We start from the raw sequence: 25,907 nt of genomic DNA, 5'->3' as shown, positions 1-25,907 counted from the left end.
CAGCATCGCATCCGGCAAAGGCAGATCTCAGCGATAGCGCCGGCTTAGTCAGATTTAATCTGCGCGCGTGGTGGATATTTTTTCAGGATCTCCATATACGCGTGCATTTCGGTCTGTAGCGGTACACCCATCGGAATATGGCGCACGCCGATGGAGTCGCTTTCCTGCGGATCGGTGTACAGGTTAAACACCGACGATCCCGCCGTTTGCATTACTGTGCCGGTGAATCCACCCTGATACCCGCTCTGGGTATACGCGTACGGTTGCTGGATCAGGACGTGATACTTGAACTCATCCATACGCACAGCAGAAAGTTTACCGTTGAGGAAGTAGTGCTCGGCCTTACGGTTAGACTGACCATTTGTTCCCAGGAAGAAAGATGTCTGGTCCACACCATCGATAAAGGTGGTTTTCGGTACTAAATTCGCTACTTTCGCCCCAGGATGCCCCGCCAGATCCAGCGCCGTAGGGAAGAGATCCGCCAGATCGACAATGCCGTCAGATTTACGCGGTTGGATCATGCCTTTCCAGTAAACGAAGGTTGGCACACGAACGCCGCCTTCCCATGTAGAACCTTTCGCACCGCGGAACGGCGTGCGACCGTGCGGCGGAACTTCGGCTTCCGGACCGTTATCAGAGGTGAACACAATCAGCGTGTTATCAAGCTGACCGTTTTTCTCCAGTGCTTTATACAGATTGGCGAAGATATCGTTCATCTCCACCATGCAGTCGCCGTAAGAGGTGCGCGCCGGAGAGCTACCCGCATATTTCGCATTTGGGTAGTTATCGAAGTGACAGCCGCGAGTGCCGTAGTAGAGGAAGAAAGGCTTATCGCTCTTCGCCATCTTGTCGAGGAACTTAACGCCATATTCCATCCAGCGTTGATCCAGGTCTTCCATATATTTCGGCGTAATGTCGGCAATGGCTTCCTGTTCACCGCCGCGCACGGCATGAACGTCATCTTTGCTGAACGGCAGTTTTTGGATGTATTCAGAACGATCCGGGCTCAGGGCGACTTCCGGGTTGACGTGAACATCACGCCATTCGGTATACATATCGGATACCGAGTTAAAGCCGCGGAAATCATCAAAGCCAACGTTCTGCGGCTGCGACTCTTTGTTTTCCCCCATATGCCATTTCCCGATGGCCTGAGTGACGTAGCCCTGATCGTGCAGCAACTGCGGCAGAGTGGTTAACCCTTGCAGACCGCCCGGTTGCCCGTACATTGGCGGCATCAGAATGCCGTGGTGGATGGAGTATTGTCCGGTAAGAATCGTGGCGCGGGTTGGGGAAGAACTCGGTTGAGAATACGCCGAAGTTAAAATCAGCCCCTGGCTGGCAACGGCGTCGATATCTGGTGTAGGGTTACCCACCGCCACGCCGCCGCCGTTAAAGCCAACATCCATCCAGCCCACATCATCCAGCAAGAAAACAACCACGTTCGGTTTCTTACCGGTTTTTTTCTCAAGTTCTGCCAGCTTCTGCTGGGTTTCTTTGTCTTGTGCAGGATGCTGCATCACCGGCATCATGTTGTCGGCAATAGTGGTCGCCGGTTTAACCAGATACTGGTTTGGGTGATCGTATCCGGCAAAGCCTTTGCGTGCGGTGGCGGTTGACGGGGTATCTGCTGCGTTGGCCATGAGTGGAAGAGCGGCGGCGACAGCTACAACAAGAAGTTTGGGTGAAAACGAAAATTCCATGCAAAATGCTCCGGTTTCATGTCGTCAAAATGTTGACGTAATTAAGCATTGATAATTGATAATTGAGATCCCTCTCCCTGACAGGATGATTGCATAAATAATAGTGATGAAAATAAATTATTTATTTATCCAGAAAATGAATTGGAAAATCAGGAGAGCGTTTTCAATCCTACCTCTGGCGCAGGTGATATGTAAGGCGGTGATGTTATATCGCGTTGATTATTGATGCTGTTTTTAGTTTTAACGGCAATTAATATATATGTTATTAATTGAATGAATTTTATTATTCATTATATATATGTGTAGAATCGTGCGCAGGAGAAATATTCACTCAGGAAGTTATTACTCAGGAAGCAAAGAGGATTACAGAATTATCTCATAACAAGTGTTAAGGGATGTTATTTCCCAGTTCTCTGTGGCATAATAAACGAGTAGATGCTCATTCTATCTCTTATGTTCGCCTTAGTGCCTCATAAACTCCGGAATGACGCAGAGCCGTTTACGGTGCTTATCGTCCACTGACAGATGTCGCTTATGCCTCATCAGACACCATGGACACAACGTTGAGTGAAGCACCCACTTGTTGTCATACAGACCTGTTTTAACGCCTGCTCCGTAATAAGAGCAGGCGTTTTTTTATGTATCAGAAAGGTCCCGGAGGTGCTTGCCTCCGGGTGAGAAAGAACTACTGTGGCGGGTTGTTCTGCAACGTTAACATCAAACCGTCGCGGCGCATCGCTGCAGCTTCTTCTGGTTTGTGCAGTCTGTCCAGCGCGTCGGCAAGCCATGCGTAATCGTAGGCGTCCGGACGTTGTTTCAGCGCCGCGCGGAAGGCGAGCGATGCTTCCTGCCATTCGCCGTGCTTCATCAGCGACTGACCCAGTGTGCTCCACAACAACGGGCGATCGCCCACGTTTTTGATCTGTTGGCGCAGCACTTTTTCCAGCTGCTCCGGGTTATTGGTTTTCAGACGCGGGATCGGCAGCAGTAGGCGATCGTCATACTGGCGTTTCAGGCCGTCGATGATAATTTGCTGGGCAGTATCATGATCGTCACATTCAATAAGATGTTCCGCCATTGCCACCTGCAACGCTACCTGATGACGCGTTTTCCGGCTTTGGTTTTTCCACCAGTTACGCAAGCCTTCGCTACCGTTATCGGCACGCGCCTGATCCATCAGGCCAATCCATGCCTGTTGTTCCAGCATTGCACGATGTTCTTCATCGCCAACGTGGGCTTTCGCCATTGATGGGATGATATCCAGCAGCGAACTCCATGCACCAGTGCGGATATACGCCTGTTCCGCCAGACGTAATACTTCCGGATGGCGTGGCGTAACTTCCAGCAGCTTATCCACGCCGTGGCGTGCAGCATGGTTTTCATTACGGGCCAGTTGCAGACGTACACGGGTGATTTCTACCGGAATTGTGTCGTTGCCGGCCAGCTCCGCTGCGCGTTCCAGATGTTGGTTGGCGCGTGCTTCATCACCGCGTTGTTGCGCGGCTTCGGCAGCCAGCAGATAGTTCACCACCGGTTGTTCAGCGTGATCGGCATTTTTCGCCATCAGCTTTTCAACTTGCTGATAATCGCCTTCCGCTAGTTTCAGCAGCGCCTGTTCGGTCTGCTTACGGGCACGGCGACGCTTACGTCCGACAAACCACCCACGGGTGTGTGCGCCTGTGCGGAAGATCCGCCGCAGTAGCCACTCAATGGCAAACAGCACTACCATCGCCAGAATCAAAATAATCGCCAGGCCAGTGACGCTGGTTTCGATATTGTAGTTGTCGGTCTGAATCAATACGTACCCCTGATGACCGGCAATCATCGGGCCAACCACGATCCCCGCAATCAGCAAAACAAAGAGCAATAACACTTTTAGCATGGTTATTCTCCTTGCGGCGCGGCTGCCGGAGTATCAGCTTGCGGTGCAGGTGCAGGTGCAGGTGCAGGTTTAGCTTCCGTTGCCCCCGCTGCCGGTTGTGCCAGCAGGTTACGCACGCGAGTCTGCATCAGTTTTTCCAGCATCGCCTGGCTTTGCAGGGTTTCCGGGAGATCCATCGAGATATTTTGCTGGCTTAACTGGTCCACCTCGTCGAGGAACGCTTTGGTGGTGGCATCATCAGTATCGTAGTAAGCACGTACCCAGGTGGAGACGTTCTCCAGCGCCTGGCGATAAGTCTCTTCCTGATGACGCGGTACAGCTTGTGCAGCGACCAGCAGGCGAGAGCGAATATTTTCGCGCAGATAGATATCCTGATTTGGCGCTAACAGCGGTACGGCGGTGTCATCACGACGGCGAATCGTAATGAAGTTGTCCATAAAGTTCTGCCAGCTTTTTTGCAGATTGATACGCCATTCGCTGATGGAACTGGAAAGCTCTTCACCGTCGGAATCCATCGGCGAACCATCGCTGTCATTATCAGCCAGACGCAGGTTATCTACCTGATTTGAAAGCTGATTAAGCTTAAGGATAATGCCGTCATAATCCACCTGCGATACCGCAGAAAGGCTGGCGATATCATCGGTAATTGCCCGGCGAACGGTAATCAGACTCGGGTCATTCATATCCGCCAGGCTGGCGTCTGCACTTTTCAGCAACGCTGCAGCGGTCGTGACGTCCTGATCGCTCCACAGCTTCCGTCCGGCGAGTTTCACCAGGAAATCAGCCTGAGCCAGCAGCCAGGTTTTAGCATCGCTGCCGGAAATAGTCGCGACCTTTTGTTGGACTTCATCCAGCTGTTTTGCCAGCGTTTCTTGCTGACGATTCGCCTGCTCAAGCTGTACAGCTTGTTGCTTGATAATGCCTTCCAGCTCAGCTTTTTGGCTCTCCTGGGCTTTTTGCAGTGCCGTCAGTTGATTAGCCAGGGCATCGCTGGTGGCAGTCTGATTGACGGCCTGTTGTTTACCCCAGCCATACAAACCGACGCCCGCCGCCAGAGCAATAGCGATAGCCACCGCGCTGAGAATCAATGCGGTATTGTTCTTACTCTTTTTTTCTGTTGCGACAGGTTGTGACGTGGTGTCCACGGCCTCCCTGGTCTCTTCAACCACGGCGGAGGTTTTTTCTTGTTCCGTCATTATGGCTTCCTGTTATGAGAGTTATTGTAATGCCCGTAAAAGCGCATCGTTGTCAGCGTTATCGGCGACCTTAATGTCTTGCCAGCCCAGTTCCCGGGCGAGTTTCGCCAAACGCTCACTGACGACCAATAGTCGACAGTGTAGTAACCAGTGCTCACGATACCATTGTGGGATCAGCGACCAGAGTTGCTGCAACATTTCACCGCTGGTAACAACGACCGTCGTCACCTCGCGGGATTGCCAGCGCATCGCTTCTTCTGCACCATCGTAATGGATTGCGCATCGTTGATAACATTCACAAAAAGTGACCTCAGCACCGCGCGCCGTCAGGGTATCCCCAATTAGCTCACGACCGCCATTGCCACGTAATATCAGCGCACGTTTGCCCGCAATATTTTGTAATTCAGGTAATTGTAGCAAGACTTCGCTGATTTCCCGATCCTGCGGGTAGAGAATCTTCTGTCCGCTTACGGTATGTAGTGCCAGTGCGGTGGTGCGTCCAATGGCGAAATAATCAGGTAGTCGGGGCCATTTACGATCTTGCTGATGCAGCTGTGATTGGGCAAAAGCAACCGCGTGTTGCGAGAGGGCAAACAACAGATCGCTCTCCCCCAGCGCCGCCAGTTGATCAGCAAGTTGTGGTAATTGTCGACCCGGAGAAAACTCAATCAGTGGAAAATGCCAGGCCACCTGCCCCAGTGTGCGCAGACGGCTCACTAACTCTTCTCCAGCGGGAGACGGGCGGGTGACCAGGATACTCATGCCGGAGCGTCTCCGTTATAGACTTCAGCGAGGATCTCGCGCGCGCCGTTATTCAGTAGCTCTTCTGCCAGCGAAATCCCCATTTGTTCGGCATCTTGCGGCGCACCGCGGCGTTCACCGCGAATAATCTGCGAACCGTCCGGCGCGCCGACCAACGCACGCAGCCAGATTTCGCCATCAATAAGCTCGGCGTAGCTACCAATTGGCACCTGACATCCGCCTTCGAGACGGGTATTCATGGCGCGTTCTGCGGTAACGCGCAGTGCAGTTTCGTGGTGATTCAGCGCGGCAAGCAGCTCGCGAGTGCGAGAATCATCAAGGCGGCATTCAATACCCACCGCACCTTGTCCTACCGCCGGAAGAGAAATCTCGGGTGGCAATGCGGCGCGAATGCGGGACTCCAGACCTAAACGTTTTAGTCCGGCTACCGCAAGAATGATGGCATCGTATTCGCCGTTATCCAGTTTACTCAGGCGAGTGCCGACGTTGCCTCGCAGGGAGCGGATAATCAGATCCGGGCGGCGTTCAGCCAGTTGGCACTGGCGACGTAAACTGGACGTCCCGACGATACTGCCTGCCGGTAACGCATCCAGATTGTCATAGTTATTGGACACAAAGGCATCGCGAGGATCTTCACGCTCACAAATAGTGACCAGTCCCAGACCTTGCGGGAATTCAACCGGCACATCTTTCATTGAATGTACGGCGATATCGGCGCGATTTTCGAGGAGCGCGACTTCCAGCTCTTTAACAAATAAGCCTTTTCCGCCTACTTTCGCCAGCGGCGTATCAAGAATCACATCGCCGCGCGTCACCATCGGTACCAGTTCAACGACCAGGCCCGGATGGCTCGCCATCAACTTGTCTTTGACATAGTGTGCCTGCCAGAGTGCAAGTGGGCTTTGGCGTGTGGCAATTCTTAAAACATTGTCTAACATGCTTGTTACCGTCATTATCATCCGTGGTCCATCCTAACATCCTTGCCAGAGCGATGTCAGTGTTGTGGTGAAACGTAGACGCCTGCGCAAACCGTAAAATGAGGTCTGGCAGTGGATCCTGACAGGCGTTTCACGCCGTCGTAATAAGGAATTTACAGAGAATAAACGGTGCTACACTTGTATGTAGCGCATCTTTCTTTACGGTCAATCAGCAAGGTGTTAAATTGATCACGTTTTAGACCATTTTTTCGTCGTGAAACTAAAAAAACCAGGCGCGAAAAGTGGTAACGGTTACCTTTGACATACGAAATATCCCGAATGCCGCGTGTTACCGTTGATGTTGGCGGAATCACAGTCATGACGGGTAGCAAATCAGGCGATACGTCTTGTACCTCTATATTGAGACTCTGAAACAGAGACTGGATGCCATAAATCAATTGCGTGTGGATCGCGCGCTTGCTGCTATGGGGCCTGCATTCCAACAGGTCTACAGTCTACTGCCGACATTGTTGCACTATCACCATCCGCTAATGCCGGGTTACCTTGATGGTAACGTTCCCAAAGGCATTTGCCTTTACACGCCTGATGAAACTCAACGCCACTACCTGAACGAGCTTGAACTGTATCGTGGAATGTCAGTACAGGATCCGCCGAAAGGTGAGCTTCCAATTACTGGTGTATACACCATGGGCAGCACCTCGTCCGTAGGGCAAAGTTGTTCCTCTGACCTGGATATCTGGGTCTGTCATCAATCCTGGCTCGATAGCGAAGAGCGCCAATTGCTACAACGTAAATGTAGCCTGCTGGAAAACTGGGCCGCCTCGCTGGGTGTGGAAGTCAGCTTCTTCCTGATTGATGAAAACCGCTTCCGTCATAATGAAAGCGGCAGCCTGGGGGGCGAAGATTGTGGCTCCACCCAGCATATACTGCTGCTTGACGAATTTTATCGTACCGCCGTGCGTCTCGCCGGTAAGCGTATTCTGTGGAATATGGTGCCGTGCGACGAAGAAGAGCATTACGACGACTATGTGATGACGCTTTACGCGCAGGGCGTGCTGACGCCAAATGAATGGCTGGATCTCGGTGGCTTAAGCTCGCTTTCTGCTGAAGAGTACTTTGGTGCCAGCCTTTGGCAGCTCTACAAGAGTATCGATTCCCCATACAAAGCGGTACTGAAAACACTGCTGCTGGAAGCCTATTCCTGGGAATACCCGAACCCACGTCTGCTGGCGAAAGATATCAAACAGCGTTTGCACGACGGCGAGATTGTATCGTTTGGTCTCGATCCATACTGCATGATGCTGGAGCGTGTTACTGAATACCTGACGGCGATTGAAGATTTTACCCGTCTGGATTTAGTACGTCGCTGCTTCTATTTAAAAGTGTGCGAAAAGCTCAGCCGTGAACGCGCCTGCGTAGGCTGGCGTCGCGCAGTGTTGAGCCAGTTAGTGAGCGAGTGGGGTTGGGACGAAGCTCGTCTGGCAATGCTCGATAACCGCGCTAACTGGAAGATTGATCAGGTGCGTGAGGCGCACAACGAGTTGCTCGACGCGATGATGCAGAGCTACCGTAATCTGATCCGCTTTGCGCGTCGCAATAACCTTAGCGTCTCCGCCAGTCCGCAGGATATCGGCGTGCTGACGCGTAAGCTGTATGCCGCGTTTGAAGCATTACCAGGTAAAGTGACGCTGGTAAACCCGCAGATTTCACCCGATCTCTCGGAACCGAATCTGACCTTTATTTATGTGCCGCCGGGCCGGGCTAACCGTTCAGGTTGGTATCTGTATAACCGCGCGCCAAATATTGAGTCGATCATCAGCCATCAGCCGCTGGAATATAACCGTTACCTGAATAAACTGGTGGCGTGGGCATGGTTTAACGGCCTGCTGACCTCGCGCACCCGTTTGTATATTAAAGGTAACGGCATTGTCGATTTGCCTAAGTTGCAGGAGATGGTCGCCGACGTGTCGCACCATTTCCCGCTGCGCTTACCTGCACCGACACCGAAGGCGCTCTACAGCCCGTGTGAGATCCGCCATCTGGCGATTATCGTTAACCTGGAATATGACCCGACAGCGGCGTTCCGCAATCAGGTGGTGCATTTTGATTTCCGTAAGCTGGATGTCTTCAGCTTTGGCGAGAATCAAAATTGCCTGGTAGGTAGCGTTGACCTGCTGTACCGCAACTCGTGGAACGAAGTGCGTACGCTGCACTTCAACGGCGAGCAATCGATGATCGAAGCCCTGAAAACTATTCTCGGCAAAATGCATCAGGACGCCGCACCGCCAGATAGCGTGGAAGTCTTCTGTTATAGCCAGCATCTGCGCGGCTTAATCCGTACTCGCGTGCAGCAACTGGTTTCTGAGTGTATTGAACTGCGCCTTTCCAGCACCCGCCAGGAAACCGGGCGTTTCAAGGCGCTGCGCGTTTCTGGTCAAACCTGGGGGTTGTTCTTCGAACGCCTGAATGTATCGGTACAGAAACTGGAAAACGCCATCGAGTTTTATGGCGCGATTTCGCATAACAAACTGCACGGCCTGTCAGTGCAGGTTGAAACCAATCACGTCAAATTACCGGCGGTGGTGGACGGCTTTGCCAGCGAAGGGATCATCCAGTTCTTTTTCGAAGAAACGCAAGACGAGAATGGCTTTAATATCTACATTCTCGACGAAAGCAACCGGGTTGAGGTATATCACCACTGCGAAGGCAGCAAAGAGGAGCTGGTACGTGACGTCAGTCGCTTCTACTCGTCATCGCATGACCGTTTTACCTACGGCTCAAGCTTCATCAACTTCAACCTGCCGCAGTTCTATCAGATTGTGAAGGTTGATGGTCGTGAACAGGTGATTCCGTTCCGCACAAAATCTATCGGTAACATGCCGCCTGCCAATCAGGATCACGATACGCCGCTATTACAGCAATATTTTTCGTGATGAACGTGCCGGAAAGCGAGGCTTATCCGGCATGCAATCTTAGCGGAAACTGACTGTTTCACCCGCCTGCTGCGTCGCCGCCTGTTCCAGCAAATCCCAGAAGGTTTCGCCGCTGCGATCGCAAATCCACTCATCGCCTTTCAGATCAAAATGGTAGCCGCCTTGTTTGGTTGCCAGCCATACCTGGTGCAGCGGTTCCTGGCGGTTGATAATGATTTTGCTGCCATTTTCAAAGGTAATGGTCAGTACGCCGCCGTTGATTTCGCAGTCGATATCGCTGTCGCCATCCCAGTAGTCCAGGCGTTCTTCAATGGTCAGCCAGAGTTGATCAGCCAGGCGATGAAATTCACTGTCGTTCATTGTTGTATCCTGTTTTTAAGTGATGGCGGCAGTATAGCGGTATGGGGTCAGGGCTTCAAAGTTTGCACCTCTGCTGCTGCGTTCCGGCACGATTCATCCGTCACCGGAATAATGATGTCTCTGTGTAGCGAAAGATTTGTCTCTTCATTAGGGCGCAGTTACACCACGTCTTTCCCTGTTTCTGGTAAACATTATGATCAGGTTTACCGAGCGAGCATCCTCACGCTGACGGAACTAAAAAAGACAACAAACAAACCACATTGCGATAGTGCATAAAGCCATCCTGGCGCGAGGTGCCGATCACGAAACTACCAGCAAAACATAAATCCCCACGAGTAAGCGTTATACTCGCAGCATTTCCTCACTTTTCAGACTTCATAAAGAGTCGCTAAACGCTTGCTTTTACGTCTTCTCCTGCGATGATAGAAAGCAGAAAGCGATGAACTTTACAGGCAATCCATAATGAAAAACGTGTTTAAGGCACTCACTGTATTACTTACTCTCTTCAGCCTGACGGGCTGCGGTCTGAAAGGTCCGCTCTATTTCCCGCCTGCAGATAAAAACGCACCGCCGCCGACCAAACCGGTAGAGACGCAAACGCAATCCACGGTGCCGGATAAAAACGATCGCGCCACTGGCGATGGTCCATCCCAGGTGAATTACTAAAAGTCAGTTTCTGTACCCGCGTGATTGGAGTAAATGATGCAGTTCTCGAAAATGCATGGCCTTGGCAACGATTTTATGGTCGTCGACGCGGTAACGCAGAATGTCTTTTTTTCACCGGAGCTGATTCGTCGCCTGGCTGATCGGCACCTGGGAGTAGGGTTTGACCAACTGCTGGTGGTTGAGCCGCCGTATGATCCTGAACTGGATTTTCACTATCGCATTTTCAATGCTGATGGCAGTGAAGTGGCGCAGTGCGGCAATGGTGCGCGCTGCTTTGCCCGTTTTGTGCGTCTGAAAGGGCTGACCAATAAGCGCGATATCCGCGTCAGCACCGCCAACGGGCGGATGGTTCTGACCGTCACCGATGATGATCTGGTCCGCGTAAATATGGGCGAACCCAACTTCGAACCTTCCGCCGTGCCGTTTCGCGCTAACAAAGCGGAAAAGACCTATATTATGCGCGCCGCCGAGCAGACAATCTTATGCGGCGTGGTGTCGATGGGAAATCCGCATTGCGTGATTCAGGTCGATGATGTCGATACCGCGGCGGTAGAAACGCTTGGTCCTGTTCTGGAAAGCCACGAGCGTTTTCCGGAGCGAGCCAATATCGGTTTTATGCAAGTGGTTAAGCGCGAGCATATTCGTTTACGCGTTTATGAGCGTGGGGCAGGAGAAACCCAGGCCTGCGGCAGCGGCGCGTGTGCGGCGGTGGCGGTAGGGATCCAGCAAGGTTTGCTGGCCGAAGAAGTACGCGTGGAACTCCCCGGCGGTCGTCTTGATATCGCCTGGAAAGGTCCGGGTCACCCGTTATATATGACTGGCCCGGCGGTACATGTCTACGACGGATTTATTCATCTATGAAGCAACCAGGGGAAGAACTGCAGGAAACACTCACGGAGCTTGATGACCGGGCGGTTGTCGATTATCTGATTAAAAATCCTGAGTTTTTTATCCGTAATGCGCGCGCAGTAGAAGCGATACGTGTGCCGCATCCGGTACGCGGCACCGTTTCGTTGGTCGAATGGCACATGGCCCGCGCACGTAATCATATTCATGTTCTGGAAGAGAACATGGCGTTGTTGATGGAACAGGCTATCGCCAACGAAGGCCTGTTTTATCGCTTACTCTACCTGCAGCGCAGTCTCACCGCCGCCAGCAGTCTCGACGATATGCTGATGCGCTTTCACCGCTGGGCGCGCGATCTCGGTCTGGCAGGTGCGAGTCTGCGCCTGTTTCCGGATCGCTGGCGCTTAGGTGCGCCGTCGAACCACACTCATCTGGCATTAAGCCGTCAGTCTTTCGAACCGCTGCGTATTCAGCGTTTGGGGCAGGAACAGCACTATCTTGGGCCGCTTAACGGACCAGAGCTGCTGGTGGTGCTACCGGAAGCGAAAGCGGTGGGATCGGTGGCGATGTCGATGCTGGGAAGCGATGCTGATTTGGGTGTCGTGCTGTTTACCAGTCGCGATGCCAGTCACTATCAACAAGGGCAGGGAACGCAGTTACTTCATGAAATTGCGCTGATGTTGCCGGAGCTTCTGGAGCGTTGGATTGAACGCGTATGACCGATTTACACACCGATGTAGAACGCTACCTACGTTATCTGAGCGTGGAGCGCCAGCTTAGCCCGATAACCCTGCTTAACTACCAGCGTCAGCTTGAGGCGATCATCAATTTTGCCAGCGAAAACGGCCTGCAAAGCTGGCAACAATGCGATGCAGCGATGGTACGCAATTTTGCTGTACGCAGTCGCCGTAAAGGGCTGGGAGCAGCAAGTCTGGCGTTACGGCTTTCTGCGCTACGTAGCTTTTTTGACTGGCTGGTCAGCCAGAACGAACTCAAAGCTAACCCGGCGAAAGGTGTTTCGGCACCGAAAGCGCCGCGTCATCTGCCGAAAAATATCGACGTCGACGATATGAATCGGCTGCTGGATATTGATATCAACGATCCCCTCGCCGTGCGCGACCGGGCAATGCTGGAAGTGATGTACGGCGCGGGCCTGCGTCTTTCCGAACTGGTGGGGCTGGATATCAAACACCTCGACCTGGAGTCCGGCGAAGTGTGGGTGATGGGGAAAGGCAGCAAAGAGCGCCGCCTGCCGATTGGTCGCAACGCTGTGGCGTGGATTGAGCACTGGCTTGATTTGCGCGACCTGTTTGGTAGCGAAGACGACGCGCTTTTTCTGTCGAAACTGGGCAAGCGTATCTCCGCGCGTAATGTGCAGAAACGCTTTGCCGAATGGGGCATAAAACAAGGGCTGAATAATCACGTTCACCCGCATAAATTACGTCACTCGTTCGCTACGCATATGCTGGAGTCGAGCGGCGATCTTCGTGGTGTGCAGGAGCTGCTGGGTCATGCCAACCTCTCCACCACGCAAATCTATACTCATCTTGATTTTCAACACCTTGCCTCGGTGTACGATGCGGCGCATCCACGCGCCAAACGGGGGAAATAATGCGTTTTTACCGGCCTTTGGGGCGCATCTCGGCGCTCACCTTTGACCTGGATGATACCCTTTACGATAACCGTCCGGTGATTTTGCGCACCGAGCGAGAGGCGCTTACCTTTGTGCAAAATTATCATCCGGCGCTGCGCAGCTTCCAGAATGAAGATCTGCAACGCCTGCGCCAGGCGGTACGGGAAGCGGAACCCGAGATTTATCACGACGTGACGCGCTGGCGTTTTCGTTCGATTGAACAAGCGATGCTCGACGCCGGGCTGAGTGCCGAAGAAGCCAGTGCCGGCGCACACGCAGCAATGATCAACTTTGCCAAATGGCGCAGCCGGATCGACGTCCCGCAGCAAACCCACGACACCTTAAAACAGCTGGCGAAGAAATGGCCGCTGGTGGCGATCACCAACGGTAACGCCCAGCCGGAGCTGTTTGGTTTGGGGGATTATTTTGAGTTTGTGCTGCGCGCTGGTCCGCACGGGCGCTCAAAACCGTTCAGCGATATGTACTTTTTGGCGGCGGAAAAACTCAACGTGCCGATCGGCGAGATCTTACATGTTGGGGACGATCTCACCACTGACGTGGGTGGGGCAATTCGCAGCGGAATGCAGGCTTGTTGGATCAGACCGGAAAATGGCGATCTGATGCAAACCTGGGACAGCCGTTTACTGCCACATCTGGAAATTTCCCGGTTGGCATCTCTGACCTCGCTGATATAATCAGCAAATCTGTATATATACCCAGCTTTTTGGCGGAGGGCGTTGCGCTTCTCCGCCCAACCTATTTTTACGCGGCGGTGCCAATGGACGTTTCTTACCTGCTCGACAGCCTTAATGACAAACAGCGCGAAGCGGTGGCCGCGCCACGCAGCAACCTTCTGGTGCTGGCGGGCGCGGGCAGTGGTAAGACGCGCGTACTGGTGCATCGTATCGCCTGGCTGATGAGCGTGGAAAACTGCTCGCCATACTCGATTATGGCGGTGACGTTTACCAACAAAGCGGCGGCGGAGATGCGTCATCGTATCGGGCAACTGATGGGCACCAGCCAGGGCGGTATGTGGGTCGGCACCTTCCACGGGCTGGCGCACCGCCTGCTGCGTGCGCACCATATGGACGCCAATCTGCCGCAGGATTTCCAGATCCTCGACAGTGAAGACCAGCTACGCCTGCTTAAGCGTTTGATCAAGGCGATGAACCTCGACGAGAAGCAGTGGCCGCCGCGCCAGGCAATGTGGTACATCAACAGCCAGAAAGATGAAGGCCTGCGTCCGCATCATATTCAAAGCTACGGTAATCCGGTGGAGCAGACCTGGCAGAAGGTGTATCAGGCGTATCAGGAAGCGTGCGATCGTGCGGGTCTGGTGGACTTCGCCGAGCTGCTGCTGCGCGCTCACGAGTTGTGGCTTAACAAGCCGCATATCCTGCAACACTACCGCGAACGTTTTACCAATATCCTGGTGGACGAATTCCAGGATACCAACAACATTCAGTACGCGTGGATCCGCCTGCTGGCGGGCGACACCGGCAAAGTGATGATCGTCGGTGATGACGACCAGTCAATCTACGGCTGGCGCGGGGCGCAGGTGGAGAATATTCAGCGTTTCCTTAATGATTTCCCCGGTGCCGAAACTATTCGTCTGGAGCAAAACTACCGCTCTACCAGCAATATTCTGAGCGCCGCTAACGCCCTGATTGAAAACAATAACGGGCGTCTGGGTAAAAAACTGTGGACCGATGGCGCGGACGGTGAGCCTATTTCCCTCTATTGCGCTTTTAACGAACTCGATGAAGCGCGTTTTGTGGTTAACCGCATCAAAACCTGGCAGGACAACGGCGGAGCGCTTGCCGAGTGCGCCATTCTCTACCGCAGCAACGCCCAGTCGCGGGTGCTCGAAGAGGCGTTATTGCAGGCCAGTATGCCGTACCGTATTTACGGCGGGATGCGCTTCTTCGAACGCCAGGAAATCAAAGATGCGCTCTCGTATCTGCGCCTGATTGCCAACCGCAACGACGACGCGGCCTTTGAGCGTGTGGTGAATACGCCAACGCGGGGTATTGGTGACCGGACGCTGGACGTGGTACGTCAGACATCGCGCGATCGCCAGTTAACACTCTGGCAGGCATGTCGTGAGCTGTTGCAGGAAAAAGCCCTCGCCGGGCGAGCTGCCAGCGCCTTGCAGCGATTTATGGAATTAATCGACGCCTTAGCGCAGGAAACTGCCGATATGCCGCTGCATGTACAGACTGACCGGGTAATTAAAGACTCCGGCCTGCGTACCATGTATGAGCAGGAGAAGGGCGAAAAAGGTCAGACGCGTATCGAAAACTTAGAGGAACTGGTGACGGCAACGCGCCAGTTCAGCTACAACGAAGAAGACGAAGATTTAATGCCGCTGCAGGCGTTCCTCTCCCATGCGGCACTGGAAGCAGGTGAAGGGCAGGCGGATACCTGGCAGGATGCGGTGCAGTTGATGACGCTACACTCGGCGAAAGGCCTGGAGTTCCCGCAGGTGTTTATCGTTGGTATGGAAGAGGGCATGTTCCCAAGCCAGATGTCGCTGGATGAAGGCGGGCGTCTGGAAGAAGAACGCCGTCTGGCCTACGTTGGCGTAACCCGCGCGATGCAGAAACTGACGCTGACCTACGCGGAAACCCGCCGTCTGTATGGTAAAGAGGTTTACCATCGCCCGTCGCGCTTTATCGGCGAGCTGCCGGAAGAGTGTGTGGAAGAGGTGCGCCTGCGCGCCACGGTAAGCCGCCCGGTCAGCCATCAGCGGATGGGTACGCCGATGGTCGAGAACGACAGCGGCTACAAGCTCGGCCAGCGCGTACGCCACGCTAAGTTTGGTGAAGGCACCATTGTCAATATGGAAGGCAGCGGTGAGCATAGCCGTTTGCAGGTGGCATTTCAGGGCCAGGGTATTAAATGGCTGGTGGCGGCATACGCCCGGCTGGAGTCGGTGTAACGTTGCCGGATGCGGTGCTGCGCACCTTATTTGGCCTAAAAAATCATTCAGATTCAATAAATTGCAACGTCATGTAGGCCGGATAGGGCGTTTACGCCGCATCCGGCATCTGCGCCATCTTCAGTATCTGACACAAAACTATCGTTTTAACCTTTCCGCTCGACGGAAATCATGGTGACAAAAGGATAGCGTTGCCACGGGATTGCCCCGCCTTTCATATACATATGTGAAATCGTGCCATCAAGATAAAGCAGCTGCTCAACGTTCAGTTTCGCTTTGGCATAACAGGCAAAATCATAAAAATTTGTTGCCTGCTGGCTCAACAAAAACACGGCGTTCCCATGTTTATTAATCCCAACACCGTTACGAATTTTGCTTGAGGCGACGTTGGGATGAATACGCGGATTAATTACACCGTTTTCCATCAACATTGGCCCTGACTGCACCGCAAACTGAATCTCTTTACTGGTTTTGAAGGCATCCAGACGAACGATGCCGACTTTATCTCCCGCGACATAAAACACGCCGCCAGGACGGATAAAGAAATTCCCTTCACCTGAAGCGAGATTTAACGCCACCTTCTGCTGACCGTTTTCGATGTACAAACCGAGCGGCGCATAGCTTTCATCATAGATGCCGCCGTTCATCGCCATCTGCACCTGACCCTGACTATTCATATCCGCCAGCAGAGCATGTAACGTTCCCCACGCTTCGCCATTGGCTTTTTGCCAGTACATTTTCACCCGCTCTGTTTGAGGATTAACGGTATACGCCTGTACGGTCAGCGTCGGATCTGAGAGTGCGCAATCATCAGCGGCAACAGCAAACAAGGGAAGTAAGGTGAGGGCGAGAAAAATCCGTTTGAGATTCAAGGTGATCATTCCTTTACCAATGAGTAGCCGATGCGCCATTATAGGTCCTGGATGTGGGATTTTTTTATCCTGTTAGCGACCTTGACGAGTACCAAAAAGCGCGAAGTTCAACTATTGTTCTGTGGTGTTCTGTTGCGTGTTGACGGCAAAATTTTGCTGGCGTAACATGCGCGCACGATCACTCTAAGAGGACATTCGCCTTGGACACACCCAGTAGATACTGGCTCACTATCCTGTCATCCAGGATCAACTCCTAAGGCTATCCCTTTTTGCTGATAGCCTTAGCGGTTGTCAGCGACCTCAATTTTTCCCGTCGCGCTGAGTCAGGCTGTTTAATGGTCTGAAACCCAATTTGTTTCTGTGTGCCCACCGAACTGTCCGATATTTTAAGCATTGGGAGTCCCGGTCATGCTGAGCGCATTTCAACTGGAAAATAACCGACTGACCCGGCTGGAAGTCGAAGAGTCACAACCCCTTGTAAATGCAGTATGGATTGATCTTGTCGAACCGGACGACGACGAGCGACTGCGCGTACAATCTGAACTTGGTCAGAGCCTGGCAACCCGCCCGGAACTGGAAGACATCGAAGCATCGGCACGTTTCTTTGAAGACGACGACGGCCTGCATATTCACTCCTTCTTCTTCTTTGAAGATGCGGAAGATCACGCCGGTAACTCCACTGTGGCATTTACCATCCGTGATGGTCGTCTGTTTACTCTGCGTGAGCGTGAACTGCCCGCTTTTCGTCTGTATCGTATGCGTGCCCGTAGCCAGTCGATGGTGGACGGTAACGCCTACGAGCTGCTGCTGGATCTGTTCGAAACCAAAATCGAACAGTTGGCAGATGAAATTGAAAATATCTATAGCGACCTGGAGCAGTTGAGCCGGGTGATTATGGAAGGGCATCAGGGCGATGAGTACGACGAGGCGCTCTCCACTCTGGCGGAACTGGAAGATATCGGCTGGAAAGTGCGCCTGTGTCTGATGGATACCCAGCGTGCGCTCAACTTCCTGGTGCGTAAAGCGCGTTTACCGGGTGGGCAACTGGAGCAGGCGCGTGAAATCCTGCGAGATATCGAATCCCTGCTGCCGCATAACGAATCCCTGTTCCAGAAGGTGAACTTCCTGATGCAGGCGGCAATGGGTTTTATCAACATCGAGCAGAACCGCATCATCAAAATTTTCTCGGTGGTATCCGTCGTGTTCCTGCCGCCAACGCTGGTTGCCTCCAGCTACGGGATGAACTTTGAGTTTATGCCAGAACTGAAGTGGAGTTTCGGCTACCCTGGCGCGATTATCTTTATGATCCTCGCGGGCCTGGCACCGTATCTGTACTTTAAGCGCAAGAACTGGCTGTAAAAAGAAGGCGGTGGCTTAGCTTGGCTAAGCCACCTGTTATTCAAAGGCTCCAGGTATTTAACCCTTTTACCTCTTTCTCATAAAACCATTTGTTCGTGTTAACAGCAACATAGGCTGCTACGGCAATGCCCAGAATGTTAACGCCAATTAGTGCACCAACAAATAGAGATAGAATACCAAGTAATAGAACTATAATTGCTTTTTTCCATAACCCCAGGACAAATAAATATATCCAGGAACAGAAGAAAGCAATGAAATTCATTTGAATAGTTAAGCGTTGTCTTACTTTTAATGCTTTAAATGCTGCTTTATATTCTGGTGTTGCCCCCCAGAATCCAGGAAAACCATGTTGATCATAAAAATTAAATCGGTATTTCCATTTTTCACTTAATGAACCATCGTTCATATATTCCTTACTCATAAATACTCCATAACTATTGTTTTGATGAATCAGTAGGTGCAAGCATTAGCATACTGAAAGTGGAAAAATAACAAATCAAAAAAATCATCGAACCATTGCCTGAACAGGCAAAATCTTCGGCTATCATTGTGATGATAGAGATGATATATACTGCTAATGTACCAAAAACATAAGTTTTTATATAGATGAAACCACTATCACGGAGTCGCTGGCAATTCATGTTGATGACGAGATAATGGAGTACGATGGTAGAGACTATAACAAGAAAGCCTGCTTCTCCATCGTTAAAAAAGATAATAAGAAAGGCAAAAATGAAATTTATTAAAATAAATTAAAATATATAACGACGTCTGGAAATCTTACCGTTAGATGTTGGGATAAATATACGTAACATAAATTTTACATCCTTGTATGAGTCTCCGGTCAGCATGGCAATATGCCCACTCTAATGCAAGAGTCGGCATATTTTTTCAGAATATATTTATTTTTTATTTGGACGTTCTACGCTGCGTATAAATCGCATCCATCACAAAAATTGCCAGCGCCACCCAAATAAAGGCGAAAGTCACCATCTTATCGGCACCCGGTTTTTCACCATAAAACGTCACAGCCAGCAGGAACATCAGCGTCGGGCCAATGTACTGGAAAAAGCCTAACGTTGAGAGACGCAAGCGCGTGGCAGCGGCGGTAAAACACAACAGCGGTACGGTAGTGACAATACCGGCGGCGATCAGCAGTAAATTCAGCGACATCGGGTTTTGCCCCATATGGCTGGTTGAGCTGTCGGCAATAGCAAACAGGTAAATTGCCGCCACGGGCAGCAGCCACATGGTTTCGATTAACATGCCGGTTTGCGCTTCAACGGCAATCTTCTTGCGTACCAGACCGTAGAAGGCAAAACTAAATGCCAGTCCCAGCGCGATAATAGGTAGCGAACCAAAAGTCCACAGCTGGACTAACACGCCACATATCGCCAGAATCACCGCCAGCCATTGCATCCGGCGGAATCGCTCGCCGAGGAAAATCATCCCCAGCACAATGTTCACCAGCGGGTTAATAAAGTAACCAAGGCTCGCTTCCAGCATATGGTGATTGTTCACCGCCCAGATAAACAGTAGCCAGTTGCCACCAATCAGCACGGCAGAGACTGCCAGCATAAAAATTTTCTGTGGCGTCTGAATCAGCGTTTTTAAATAGGACCACTGGCGGCAAATGCTCATCAGCACCACCATAAAGAAAAACGACCAGATCACGCGATGCGTCAGGATTTCATCGGCGGGCACGTAGTAAATCAACTTGAAGTACGCTGGCGCTATACCCCAAATAAAATAAGCGGCAAGAGCGAGTAATACGCCCTGCCGCGTTTGTTTTGCATCCATCGGGAATACTCATTTTTAATTGGTAACAGCAGTTTACCTGCTTTTATGTCTTCAACCTACCATATAGGTGGCGGTGGCACTGGCAATATAAAGCTGTTCTTCATTGTGTAATTCAACGCGGGCGACGGCGACTTTATTGCCTGCACGCAACAGGCTACTAGTAGCAGTAAAACGCTCGCCCCTGCCTGGGCGCAGATAATCAACGCGAAGATCAATGGTCCCCATCCGCGATAGCCGCTGGCGTAGTTCATCTTCACTGATGGTTTCGTGGCGGGTTAAGGTACTTCCCACGCACACCAGACCGGCGGCGACATCCAGCGCCGACGCAATGACCCCGCCGTGCAAAATGCTTTGCGCCCAGTTGCCCACCATCATTGGCTGATTTTTAAAGGCCAGCTGTGCGAACTCTTTTTCGTAACGCTCCAGTTCCATCCCCAATGCGCGGTTAAATGGCATGTGATAAACAAACATCTCACCCACTAATTTCAGGGCTTGTTCAGCGGTCAGTACGGCAGACATATCATCCTTACACTTCATTGGTTAATGAAATGTTGATTTTATGCTTCTTTGTTGTTGGTTTCTACTTTAGGAAGGGATAACTAACGGCTATGGAGTTAAGTATGTAAAATAGCCCGCAGAAAAATATTCACCTTATCAATAATTCGTTACGGAGAACACGACCGATGCGGACTCTGCAGGGCTGGTTGTTGCCGGTGTTTATGTTGCCTATGGCAGTATATGCACAAGAGGCAACGGTGAAAGAGGTGCATGACGCGCCAGCGGTGCGTGGCAGTATTATCGCCAATATGCTGCAGGAGCATGACAATCCGTTCACGCTCTATCCTTATGACACCAACTACCTCATTTACACCCAAACCAGCGATCTGAATAAAGAAGCGATTGCCAGTTACGACTGGGCGGAAAATGCGCGTAAGGATGAAGTAAAGTTTCAGTTGAGCCTGGCATTTCCGCTGTGGCGTGGGATTTTAGGCCCGAACTCGGTGTTGGGTGCGTCTTATACGCAAAAATCCTGGTGGCAACTGTCCAATAGCGAAGAGTCTTCACCGTTTCGTGAAACCAACTACGAACCGCAATTGTTCCTCGGTTTTGCCACCGATTACCGTTTTGCAGGTTGGACGCTGCGCGATGTGGAGATGGGGTATAACCACGACTCTAACGGGCGTTCCGACCCGACCTCCCGCAGCTGGAACCGCCTTTATACTCGCCTGATGGCAGAAAACGGTAACTGGCTGGTAGAAGTGAAGCCGTGGTATGTGGTGGGTAATACTGACGATAACCCGGATATCACCAAATATATGGGTTACTACCAGCTTAAAATCGGCTATCACCTCGGTGATGCGGTGCTCAGTGCGAAAGGACAGTACAACTGGAACACCGGCTACGGCGGCGCGGAGTTAGGCTTAAGTTACCCGATCACCAAACATGTGCGCCTTTATACTCAGGTTTACAGCGGCTATGGCGAATCGCTCATCGACTATAACTTCAACCAGACCCGTGTCGGTGTGGGGGTTATGCTAAACGATTTGTTTTGATGAACGGTTGAGTGGTTGGCAAATCTGGAATCCAGCATCCAGGATTACCCTCTCAGAGACTAAAAGCATTGCAGTTTCTCGCGCAGGCGCTGAAAATAGCGCCTGTTTTTATTTCAGGCAATCGGGGTGAATGTGGCGCAGGCGGAAGTGTTGAATCTGGAGTCCGGAGCTAAACAGGTTTTACAAGAAACCTTTGGCTACCAACAGTTTCGCCCCGGCCAGGAAGAAATTATCGACACTGTGCTTTCCGGCCGCGATTGCCTCGTCGTCATGCCCACTGGTGGCGGAAAATCCCTTTGCTATCAAATCCCTGCCTTATTGCTAAACGGCCTTACCGTGGTTGTTTCACCGCTGATTTCGTTGATGAAAGATCAGGTGGATCAACTGCAAGCCAACGGCGTGGCGGCGGCGTGCCTTAACTCGACGCAAACCCGCGAACAGCAACTTGAAGTGATGACAGGCTGCCGCACCGGGCAAATTCGTCTGCTTTATATCGCCCCGGAACGCCTGATGCTGGATAACTTTCTTGAGCATCTGGCGCACTGGAATCCGGTGTTATTAGCCGTTGATGAAGCGCACTGTATCTCCCAATGGGGCCACGATTTCCGCCCGGAATATGCCGCGCTCGGTCAGTTGCGCCAGCGGTTCCCGACGCTGCCGTTTATGGCGCTGACCGCCACAGCCGACGACACCACGCGCCAGGATATCGTGCGCCTGCTGGGGCTGAACGATCCGCTGATTCAAATCAGCAGTTTTGACCGTCCGAATATTCGCTACATGCTGATGGAGAAGTTCAAACCGCTCGATCAGTTGATGCGCTACGTGCAGGAACAGCGCGGTAAGTCAGGCATTATCTACTGCAACAGCCGCGCGAAAGTAGAAGACACCGCTGCGCGCCTGCAAAGCAAGGGAATTAGCGCGGCGGCCTATCATGCCGGGCTGGAAAATAATGTTCGCGCCGATGTGCAGGAAAAATTCCAGCGCGATGACCTGCAAATTGTGGTGGCGACGGTGGCGTTCGGCATGGGCATCAATAAACCAAACGTTCGCTTCGTGGTCCACTTTGATATTCCGCGCAATATCGAATCCTATTATCAGGAAACCGGACGCGCCGGGCGTGATGGCCTGCCCGCGGAAGCGATGCTGTTTTACGATCCGGCTGATATGGCGTGGCTGCGCCGTTGTCTGGAAGAGAAGCCGCAGGGGCAGTTGCAGGATATCGAGCGCCACAAACTCAATGCGATGGGCGCGTTTGCCGAAGCGCAAACTTGCCGTCGTCTGGTATTGCTGAACTATTTTGGCGAAGGGCGTCAGGAGCCGTGCGGGAACTGCGATATCTGCCTCGATCCGCCGAAACAGTACGACGGTTCAACCGATGCTCAGATTGCCCTTTCCACCATTGGTCGTGTGAATCAGCGGTTTGGGATGGGTTATGTGGTGGAAGTGATTCGTGGTGCTAATAACCAGCGTATCCGCGACTATGGTCATGACAAACTGAAAGTCTATGGCATGGGCCGTGATAAAAGCCATGAACATTGGGTGAGCGTGATCCGCCAGCTGATTCACCTCGGCCTGGTGACGCAAAATATTGCCCAGCATTCTGCCCTACAACTGACAGAGGCCGCGCGCCCGGTGCTGCGCGGCGAATCCTCTTTGCAACTTGCCGTGCCGCGTATCGTGGCGCTCAAACCGAAAGCGATGCAGAAATCGTTCGGCGGCAACTATGATCGCAAACTGTTCGCCAAATTACGCAAACTGCGTAAATCGATAGCCGATGAAAGTAATGTCCCGCCGTACGTGGTGTTTAACGACGCAACCTTGATTGAGATGGCTGAACAGATGCCGATCACCGCCAGCGAAATGCTCAGCGTTAACGGCGTTGGGATGCGCAAGCTGGAACGCTTTGGCAAACCGTTTATGGCGCTGATTCGTGCGCATGTTGATGGCGATGACGAAGAGTAGTCAGCAGCATAAAAAAGTGCCAGTATGAAGACTCCGTAAACGTTTCCCCCGCGAGTCAAATGTATGTTGATGTTATTTCTCACCGTCGCCATGGTGCACATTGTGGCGCTTATGAGCCCCGGTCCCGATTTCTTTTTTGTCTCTCAGACCGCTGTCAGTCGTTCCCGTAAAGAAGCGATGATGGGCGTGCTGGGCATTACCTGCGGCGTAATGGTTTGGGCTGGGATTGCGCTGCTTGGCCTGCATTTGATTATCGAAAAAATGGCCTGGCTGCATACGCTGATTATGGTGGGCGGTGGCCTGTATCTCTGCTGGATGGGTTACCAGATGCTACGCGGTGCACTGAAAAAAGAGGCGGTTTCTGCACCTGCGCCACAGGTCGAGCTGGCGAAAAGTGGGCGCAGTTTCCTGAAAGGTTTACTGACCAATCTCGCTAATCCGAAAGCGATTATCTACTTTGGCTCGGTGTTCTCATTGTTTGTCGGTGATAACGTTGGCACTACCGCGCGCTGGGGCATTTTTGCGCTGATCATTGTCGAAACGCTGGCGTGGTTTACCGTCGTTGCCAGCCTGTTTGCCCTGCCGCAAATGCGCCGTGGTTATCAACGTCTGGCGAAGTGGATTGATGGTTTTGCCGGGGCGTTATTTGCCGGATTTGGCATTCATTTGATTATTTCGCGGTGATGCCAGACGCGTCTTCAGAGTAAGTCGGATAAGGCGTTTACGCCGCATCCGACATTATTTTTCACGCATGCCTCGCCGATGCTAACAGCGCTCCCACCAGCATAAACAACGAGCCGAAAATCTTATTCAGCGCCTTCATCTGCTTTGGTCCTTTAATCCATAGAGCAATCCGTTGAGCAAGGGTGGCGTAACCGATCATCACAATAATATCGACCACAATAGTGGTGACGCCGAGCACGATATACTGCATCAGTTGCGGCTGTTGCGGCATGATGAATTGCGGAAATAGCGCCGCCAGAAACCCAATACTTTTGGGATTGGTGAGATTCACAAAAACTGCGCGCTGGAACAAATGTCGACGCGATTGAGTAGAGGCCAGCGATTTAAGGTCAATTGCACCAGCGGCGCGCCACTGCTGGATTCCCAGCCAAATCAAGTAAGCCGCGCCTGCCCACTTCAACACTTCAAACGCAATCACTGAGCGGGAAAATAGCGTCCCCAACCCCACGCCAACCAGCACAATATGAATCGCCAGTCCGGTCTGAAGCCCAGCAATAGACGCCACCGCGCCGCGATAACCGTGGTTGAGCGAGGTGGTCATAGTGTTGATTGCACCAGAGCCTGGCGACAGGCTTAAAATGATCGATGTCAGCAGGTAGGCAAACCACCATTCTAAGGTCATGATGAACTCCCGGTGTGTCTATTTTTGTGCCACAATACGCTACTGTCGCAGCGTTGTGTCAGGCACGCTAAAAAAAACGATTTTACGTGGTTTAAGAGGCAGATTACCCGATGTTTCAGCAGCAAAAAGACTGGGAAACAAGAGAAAACGCGTTTGCTGCTTTTACCATGGGACCGCTGACTGATTTCTGGCGTCAGCGTGATGAAGCAGAGTTTACTGGTGTGGATGACATTCCGGTGCGCTTTGTCCGTTTTCGCGCACAGCACCATGACCGGGTGGTAGTCATCTGCCCGGGGCGTATTGAGAGCTACGTAAAATATGCGGAACTGGCCTATGACCTGTTCCATTTGGGGTTTGATGTCTTAATCATCGACCATCGCGGGCAGGGACGTTCCGGTCGCCTGTTAGCCGATCCGCATCTCGGGCATGTTAATCGCTTTAATGATTATGTTGATGATCTGGCGGCATTCTGGCAGCAGGAGGTTCAGCCCGGTCCGTGGCGTAAACGCTATATACTGGCACATTCGATGGGCGGTGCGATCTCCACATTATTTCTGCAACGCCATCCAGGTGTATGTGACGCCATTGCGCTAACTGCGCCAATGTTTGGGATCGTGATTCGTATGCCGTCATTTATGGCACGGCAGATCCTCAACTGGGCCGAAGCGCATCCACGTTTCCGTGATGGCTATGCAATAGGCACCGGGCGCTGGCGCGCGTTGCCGTTTGCTATCAACGTACTGACCCACAGCAGACAGCGATATCGACGTAACTTACGCTTCTATGCTGATGACCCAACGATTCGCGTCGGTGGGCCGACCTACCATTGGGTACGCGAAAGTATTCTGGCTGGCGAACAGGTGTTAGCCGGTGCGGGTGATGACGCCACGCCAACGCTTCTCTTGCAGGCTGAAGAGGAACGCGTGGTGGATAACCGCATGCATGACCGTTTTTGTGAACTCCGCACCGCCGCGGGCCATCCTGTCGAAGGAGGACGGCCGTTGGTAATTAAAGGTGCTTACCATGAGATCCTTTTTGAAAAGGACGCAATGCGCTCAGTCGCGCTCCACGCCATCGTTGATTTTTTCAACAGGCATAACTCACCCAGCGGAAACCGCTCTACAGAGGTTTAAATTTC

24 protein-coding genes and 2 pseudogenes are annotated in these 25,907 nt (G+C 52.2%); 13 read left to right on the top strand and 13 right to left on the bottom strand.

The features are described 5' to 3' along the window. Positions 1-44: 44 nt before the first annotated feature. The 5 genes from aslA to hemC all read right to left on the bottom strand — a co-directional run bounded on the left by aslA (position 45) and on the right by hemC (position 6,478). Complete coding sequence (gene aslA / locus AB4H76_RS22715; protein ID WP_000395844.1) at positions 45-1,700, bottom strand: arylsulfatase AslA; 1,656 nt, start codon at positions 1,698-1,700, stop codon at positions 45-47. 685 nt (positions 1,701-2,385) lie between these two features. Then, on the bottom strand, positions 2,386-3,582 hold the full coding sequence (gene hemY / locus AB4H76_RS22710) for a protoheme IX biogenesis protein HemY (protein WP_000921791.1): 1,197 nt from the start codon (positions 3,580-3,582) through the stop codon (positions 2,386-2,388). Between the two features lie 2 nt (positions 3,583-3,584). Then, positions 3,585-4,778 carry a uroporphyrinogen-III C-methyltransferase gene (gene hemX, locus AB4H76_RS22705; RefSeq protein WP_016235855.1) on the bottom strand — a complete coding sequence of 398 codons (1,194 nt, stop codon included), beginning with the start codon at positions 4,776-4,778 and terminating at the stop codon, positions 3,585-3,587. Positions 4,779-4,799: 21 nt separating this feature from the next. Further along, the gene (gene hemD / locus AB4H76_RS22700; protein WP_000026063.1) at positions 4,800-5,540 is read right to left on the bottom strand and encodes a uroporphyrinogen-III synthase; all 741 of its coding nucleotides are present in this window, start codon (positions 5,538-5,540) and stop codon (positions 4,800-4,802) included. Beyond that, positions 5,537-6,478, bottom strand: coding sequence for a hydroxymethylbilane synthase (gene hemC, locus AB4H76_RS22695; protein ID WP_001354020.1), 942 nt, complete (start codon positions 6,476-6,478; stop codon positions 5,537-5,539). Before hemC ends, hemD begins: the two co-directional genes overlap by 4 nt. Positions 6,479-6,864: 386 nt before the next feature. Between hemC and cyaA the strand changes: the two genes are divergently transcribed. After that, complete coding sequence (gene cyaA, locus AB4H76_RS22690; RefSeq protein WP_000281668.1) at positions 6,865-9,411, top strand: class I adenylate cyclase; 2,547 nt, start codon at positions 6,865-6,867, stop codon at positions 9,409-9,411. Between the two features lie 39 nt (positions 9,412-9,450). Here the strand turns inward: cyaA and cyaY are convergent, their stop codons facing one another. After that, positions 9,451-9,771 carry an iron donor protein CyaY gene (cyaY, locus tag AB4H76_RS22685; protein WP_000999956.1) on the bottom strand — a complete coding sequence of 107 codons (321 nt, stop codon included), beginning with the start codon at positions 9,769-9,771 and terminating at the stop codon, positions 9,451-9,453. Between the two features lie 125 nt (positions 9,772-9,896). Continuing rightward, positions 9,897-10,075, bottom strand: a pseudogene (locus AB4H76_RS22680) (DKNYY family protein); the annotation flags it as partial. Between the two features lie 158 nt (positions 10,076-10,233). Between AB4H76_RS22680 and lptM the strand changes: the two are divergent. The 6 genes from lptM to uvrD all read left to right on the top strand — a co-directional run bounded on the left by lptM (position 10,234) and on the right by uvrD (position 15,857). Beyond that, the gene (lptM, locus tag AB4H76_RS22675; protein ID WP_000799889.1) at positions 10,234-10,437 is read left to right on the top strand and encodes an LPS translocon maturation chaperone LptM; all 204 of its coding nucleotides are present in this window, start codon (positions 10,234-10,236) and stop codon (positions 10,435-10,437) included. A 36-nt stretch (positions 10,438-10,473) separates the two neighbouring features. After that, positions 10,474-11,298, top strand: coding sequence for a diaminopimelate epimerase (dapF, locus tag AB4H76_RS22670; protein ID WP_001160654.1), 825 nt, complete (start codon positions 10,474-10,476; stop codon positions 11,296-11,298). Beyond that, complete coding sequence (locus tag AB4H76_RS22665; protein WP_000812796.1) at positions 11,295-12,002, top strand: DUF484 domain-containing protein; 708 nt, start codon at positions 11,295-11,297, stop codon at positions 12,000-12,002. Before dapF ends, AB4H76_RS22665 begins: the two co-directional genes overlap by 4 nt. Then, the gene (gene xerC, locus AB4H76_RS22660; RefSeq protein ID WP_000130686.1) at positions 11,999-12,895 is read left to right on the top strand and encodes a tyrosine recombinase XerC; all 897 of its coding nucleotides are present in this window, start codon (positions 11,999-12,001) and stop codon (positions 12,893-12,895) included. The genes AB4H76_RS22665 and xerC overlap by 4 nt, the downstream gene beginning before the upstream one ends. After that, the gene (gene yigB / locus AB4H76_RS22655) at positions 12,895-13,611 is read left to right on the top strand and encodes a 5-amino-6-(5-phospho-D-ribitylamino)uracil phosphatase YigB (RefSeq protein WP_001213584.1); all 717 of its coding nucleotides are present in this window, start codon (positions 12,895-12,897) and stop codon (positions 13,609-13,611) included. The genes xerC and yigB overlap by 1 nt, the downstream gene beginning before the upstream one ends. Before the next feature lie 83 nt (positions 13,612-13,694). Next, entirely contained in the window at positions 13,695-15,857 is a 2,163-nt protein-coding gene (gene uvrD, locus AB4H76_RS22650) for a DNA helicase II (RefSeq protein WP_000383406.1), read from the top strand. A gap of 146 nt (positions 15,858-16,003) precedes the next feature. On the opposite strand, the gene AB4H76_RS22645 is transcribed toward uvrD, so the two are convergent. Then, the gene (locus AB4H76_RS22645; protein WP_000951162.1) at positions 16,004-16,768 is read right to left on the bottom strand and encodes a phosphodiester glycosidase family protein; all 765 of its coding nucleotides are present in this window, start codon (positions 16,766-16,768) and stop codon (positions 16,004-16,006) included. Between the two features lie 161 nt (positions 16,769-16,929). On the opposite strand from AB4H76_RS22645, the gene ysgD reads away from it, so the two are divergent. Together ysgD and corA are read left to right on the top strand one after the other, a co-directional pair. Next, positions 16,930-16,986, top strand: a complete 57-nt coding sequence (gene ysgD, locus AB4H76_RS22640) for a protein YsgD (protein ID WP_211180520.1) — start codon at positions 16,930-16,932, stop codon at positions 16,984-16,986. 151 nt (positions 16,987-17,137) lie between these two features. Next, entirely contained in the window at positions 17,138-18,088 is a 951-nt protein-coding gene (gene corA / locus AB4H76_RS22635) for a magnesium/cobalt transporter CorA (protein ID WP_000947159.1), read from the top strand. A 40-nt stretch (positions 18,089-18,128) separates the two neighbouring features. Here the strand turns inward: corA and AB4H76_RS22630 are convergent, their stop codons facing one another. The 4 genes and pseudogenes from AB4H76_RS22630 to yigI form a co-directional block, all read right to left on the bottom strand. Next, positions 18,129-18,509, bottom strand: a complete 381-nt coding sequence (locus AB4H76_RS22630) for a DUF2628 domain-containing protein (RefSeq protein WP_000032581.1) — start codon at positions 18,507-18,509, stop codon at positions 18,129-18,131. A 13-nt stretch (positions 18,510-18,522) separates the two neighbouring features. Next, positions 18,523-18,903 (bottom strand): annotated as a pseudogene (gene yigG / locus AB4H76_RS22625) (protein YigG). Positions 18,904-18,997: 94 nt separating this feature from the next. Next, on the bottom strand, positions 18,998-19,888 hold the full coding sequence (rarD, locus tag AB4H76_RS22620; RefSeq protein ID WP_000339104.1) for an EamA family transporter RarD: 891 nt from the start codon (positions 19,886-19,888) through the stop codon (positions 18,998-19,000). Positions 19,889-19,939: 51 nt separating this feature from the next. Then, the gene (gene yigI, locus AB4H76_RS22615) at positions 19,940-20,407 is read right to left on the bottom strand and encodes an acyl-CoA thioesterase YigI (protein ID WP_001277142.1); all 468 of its coding nucleotides are present in this window, start codon (positions 20,405-20,407) and stop codon (positions 19,940-19,942) included. A gap of 164 nt (positions 20,408-20,571) precedes the next feature. Here yigI and pldA point away from each other — a divergent pair, with 164 nt between their 5' ends. The 3 genes from pldA to rhtC all read left to right on the top strand — a co-directional run bounded on the left by pldA (position 20,572) and on the right by rhtC (position 24,087). Continuing rightward, entirely contained in the window at positions 20,572-21,441 is an 870-nt protein-coding gene (gene pldA, locus AB4H76_RS22610; RefSeq protein WP_001259700.1) for a phospholipase A, read from the top strand. A 132-nt stretch (positions 21,442-21,573) separates the two neighbouring features. Beyond that, positions 21,574-23,403: an ATP-dependent DNA helicase RecQ gene (recQ, locus tag AB4H76_RS22605; protein ID WP_000035581.1), complete on the top strand. Its 1,830-nt coding sequence runs from the start codon at positions 21,574-21,576 to the stop codon at positions 23,401-23,403. Between the two features lie 63 nt (positions 23,404-23,466). Next, positions 23,467-24,087 (top strand): threonine export protein RhtC, encoded by a 621-nt coding sequence (gene rhtC / locus AB4H76_RS22600; protein WP_000928824.1) that lies wholly within the window; start codon positions 23,467-23,469, stop codon positions 24,085-24,087. Positions 24,088-24,148: 61 nt separating this feature from the next. Here the strand turns inward: rhtC and rhtB are convergent, their stop codons facing one another. Next, positions 24,149-24,769 (bottom strand): homoserine/homoserine lactone efflux protein, encoded by a 621-nt coding sequence (gene rhtB / locus AB4H76_RS22595; RefSeq protein ID WP_000171704.1) that lies wholly within the window; start codon positions 24,767-24,769, stop codon positions 24,149-24,151. 110 nt (positions 24,770-24,879) lie between these two features. Here rhtB and pldB point away from each other — a divergent pair, with 110 nt between their 5' ends. Further along, complete coding sequence (pldB, locus tag AB4H76_RS22590; RefSeq protein ID WP_000487654.1) at positions 24,880-25,902, top strand: lysophospholipase L2; 1,023 nt, start codon at positions 24,880-24,882, stop codon at positions 25,900-25,902. Positions 25,903-25,907 lie beyond the last annotated feature (5 nt).

The sequence above is a fragment of the Escherichia sp. UTM R2 genome, from assembly GCF_048593455.1.
GTDB lineage: Bacteria > Pseudomonadota > Gammaproteobacteria > Enterobacterales > Enterobacteriaceae > Escherichia > Escherichia coli.
This window is presented reverse-complemented; position numbering and strand designations above follow the sequence as displayed.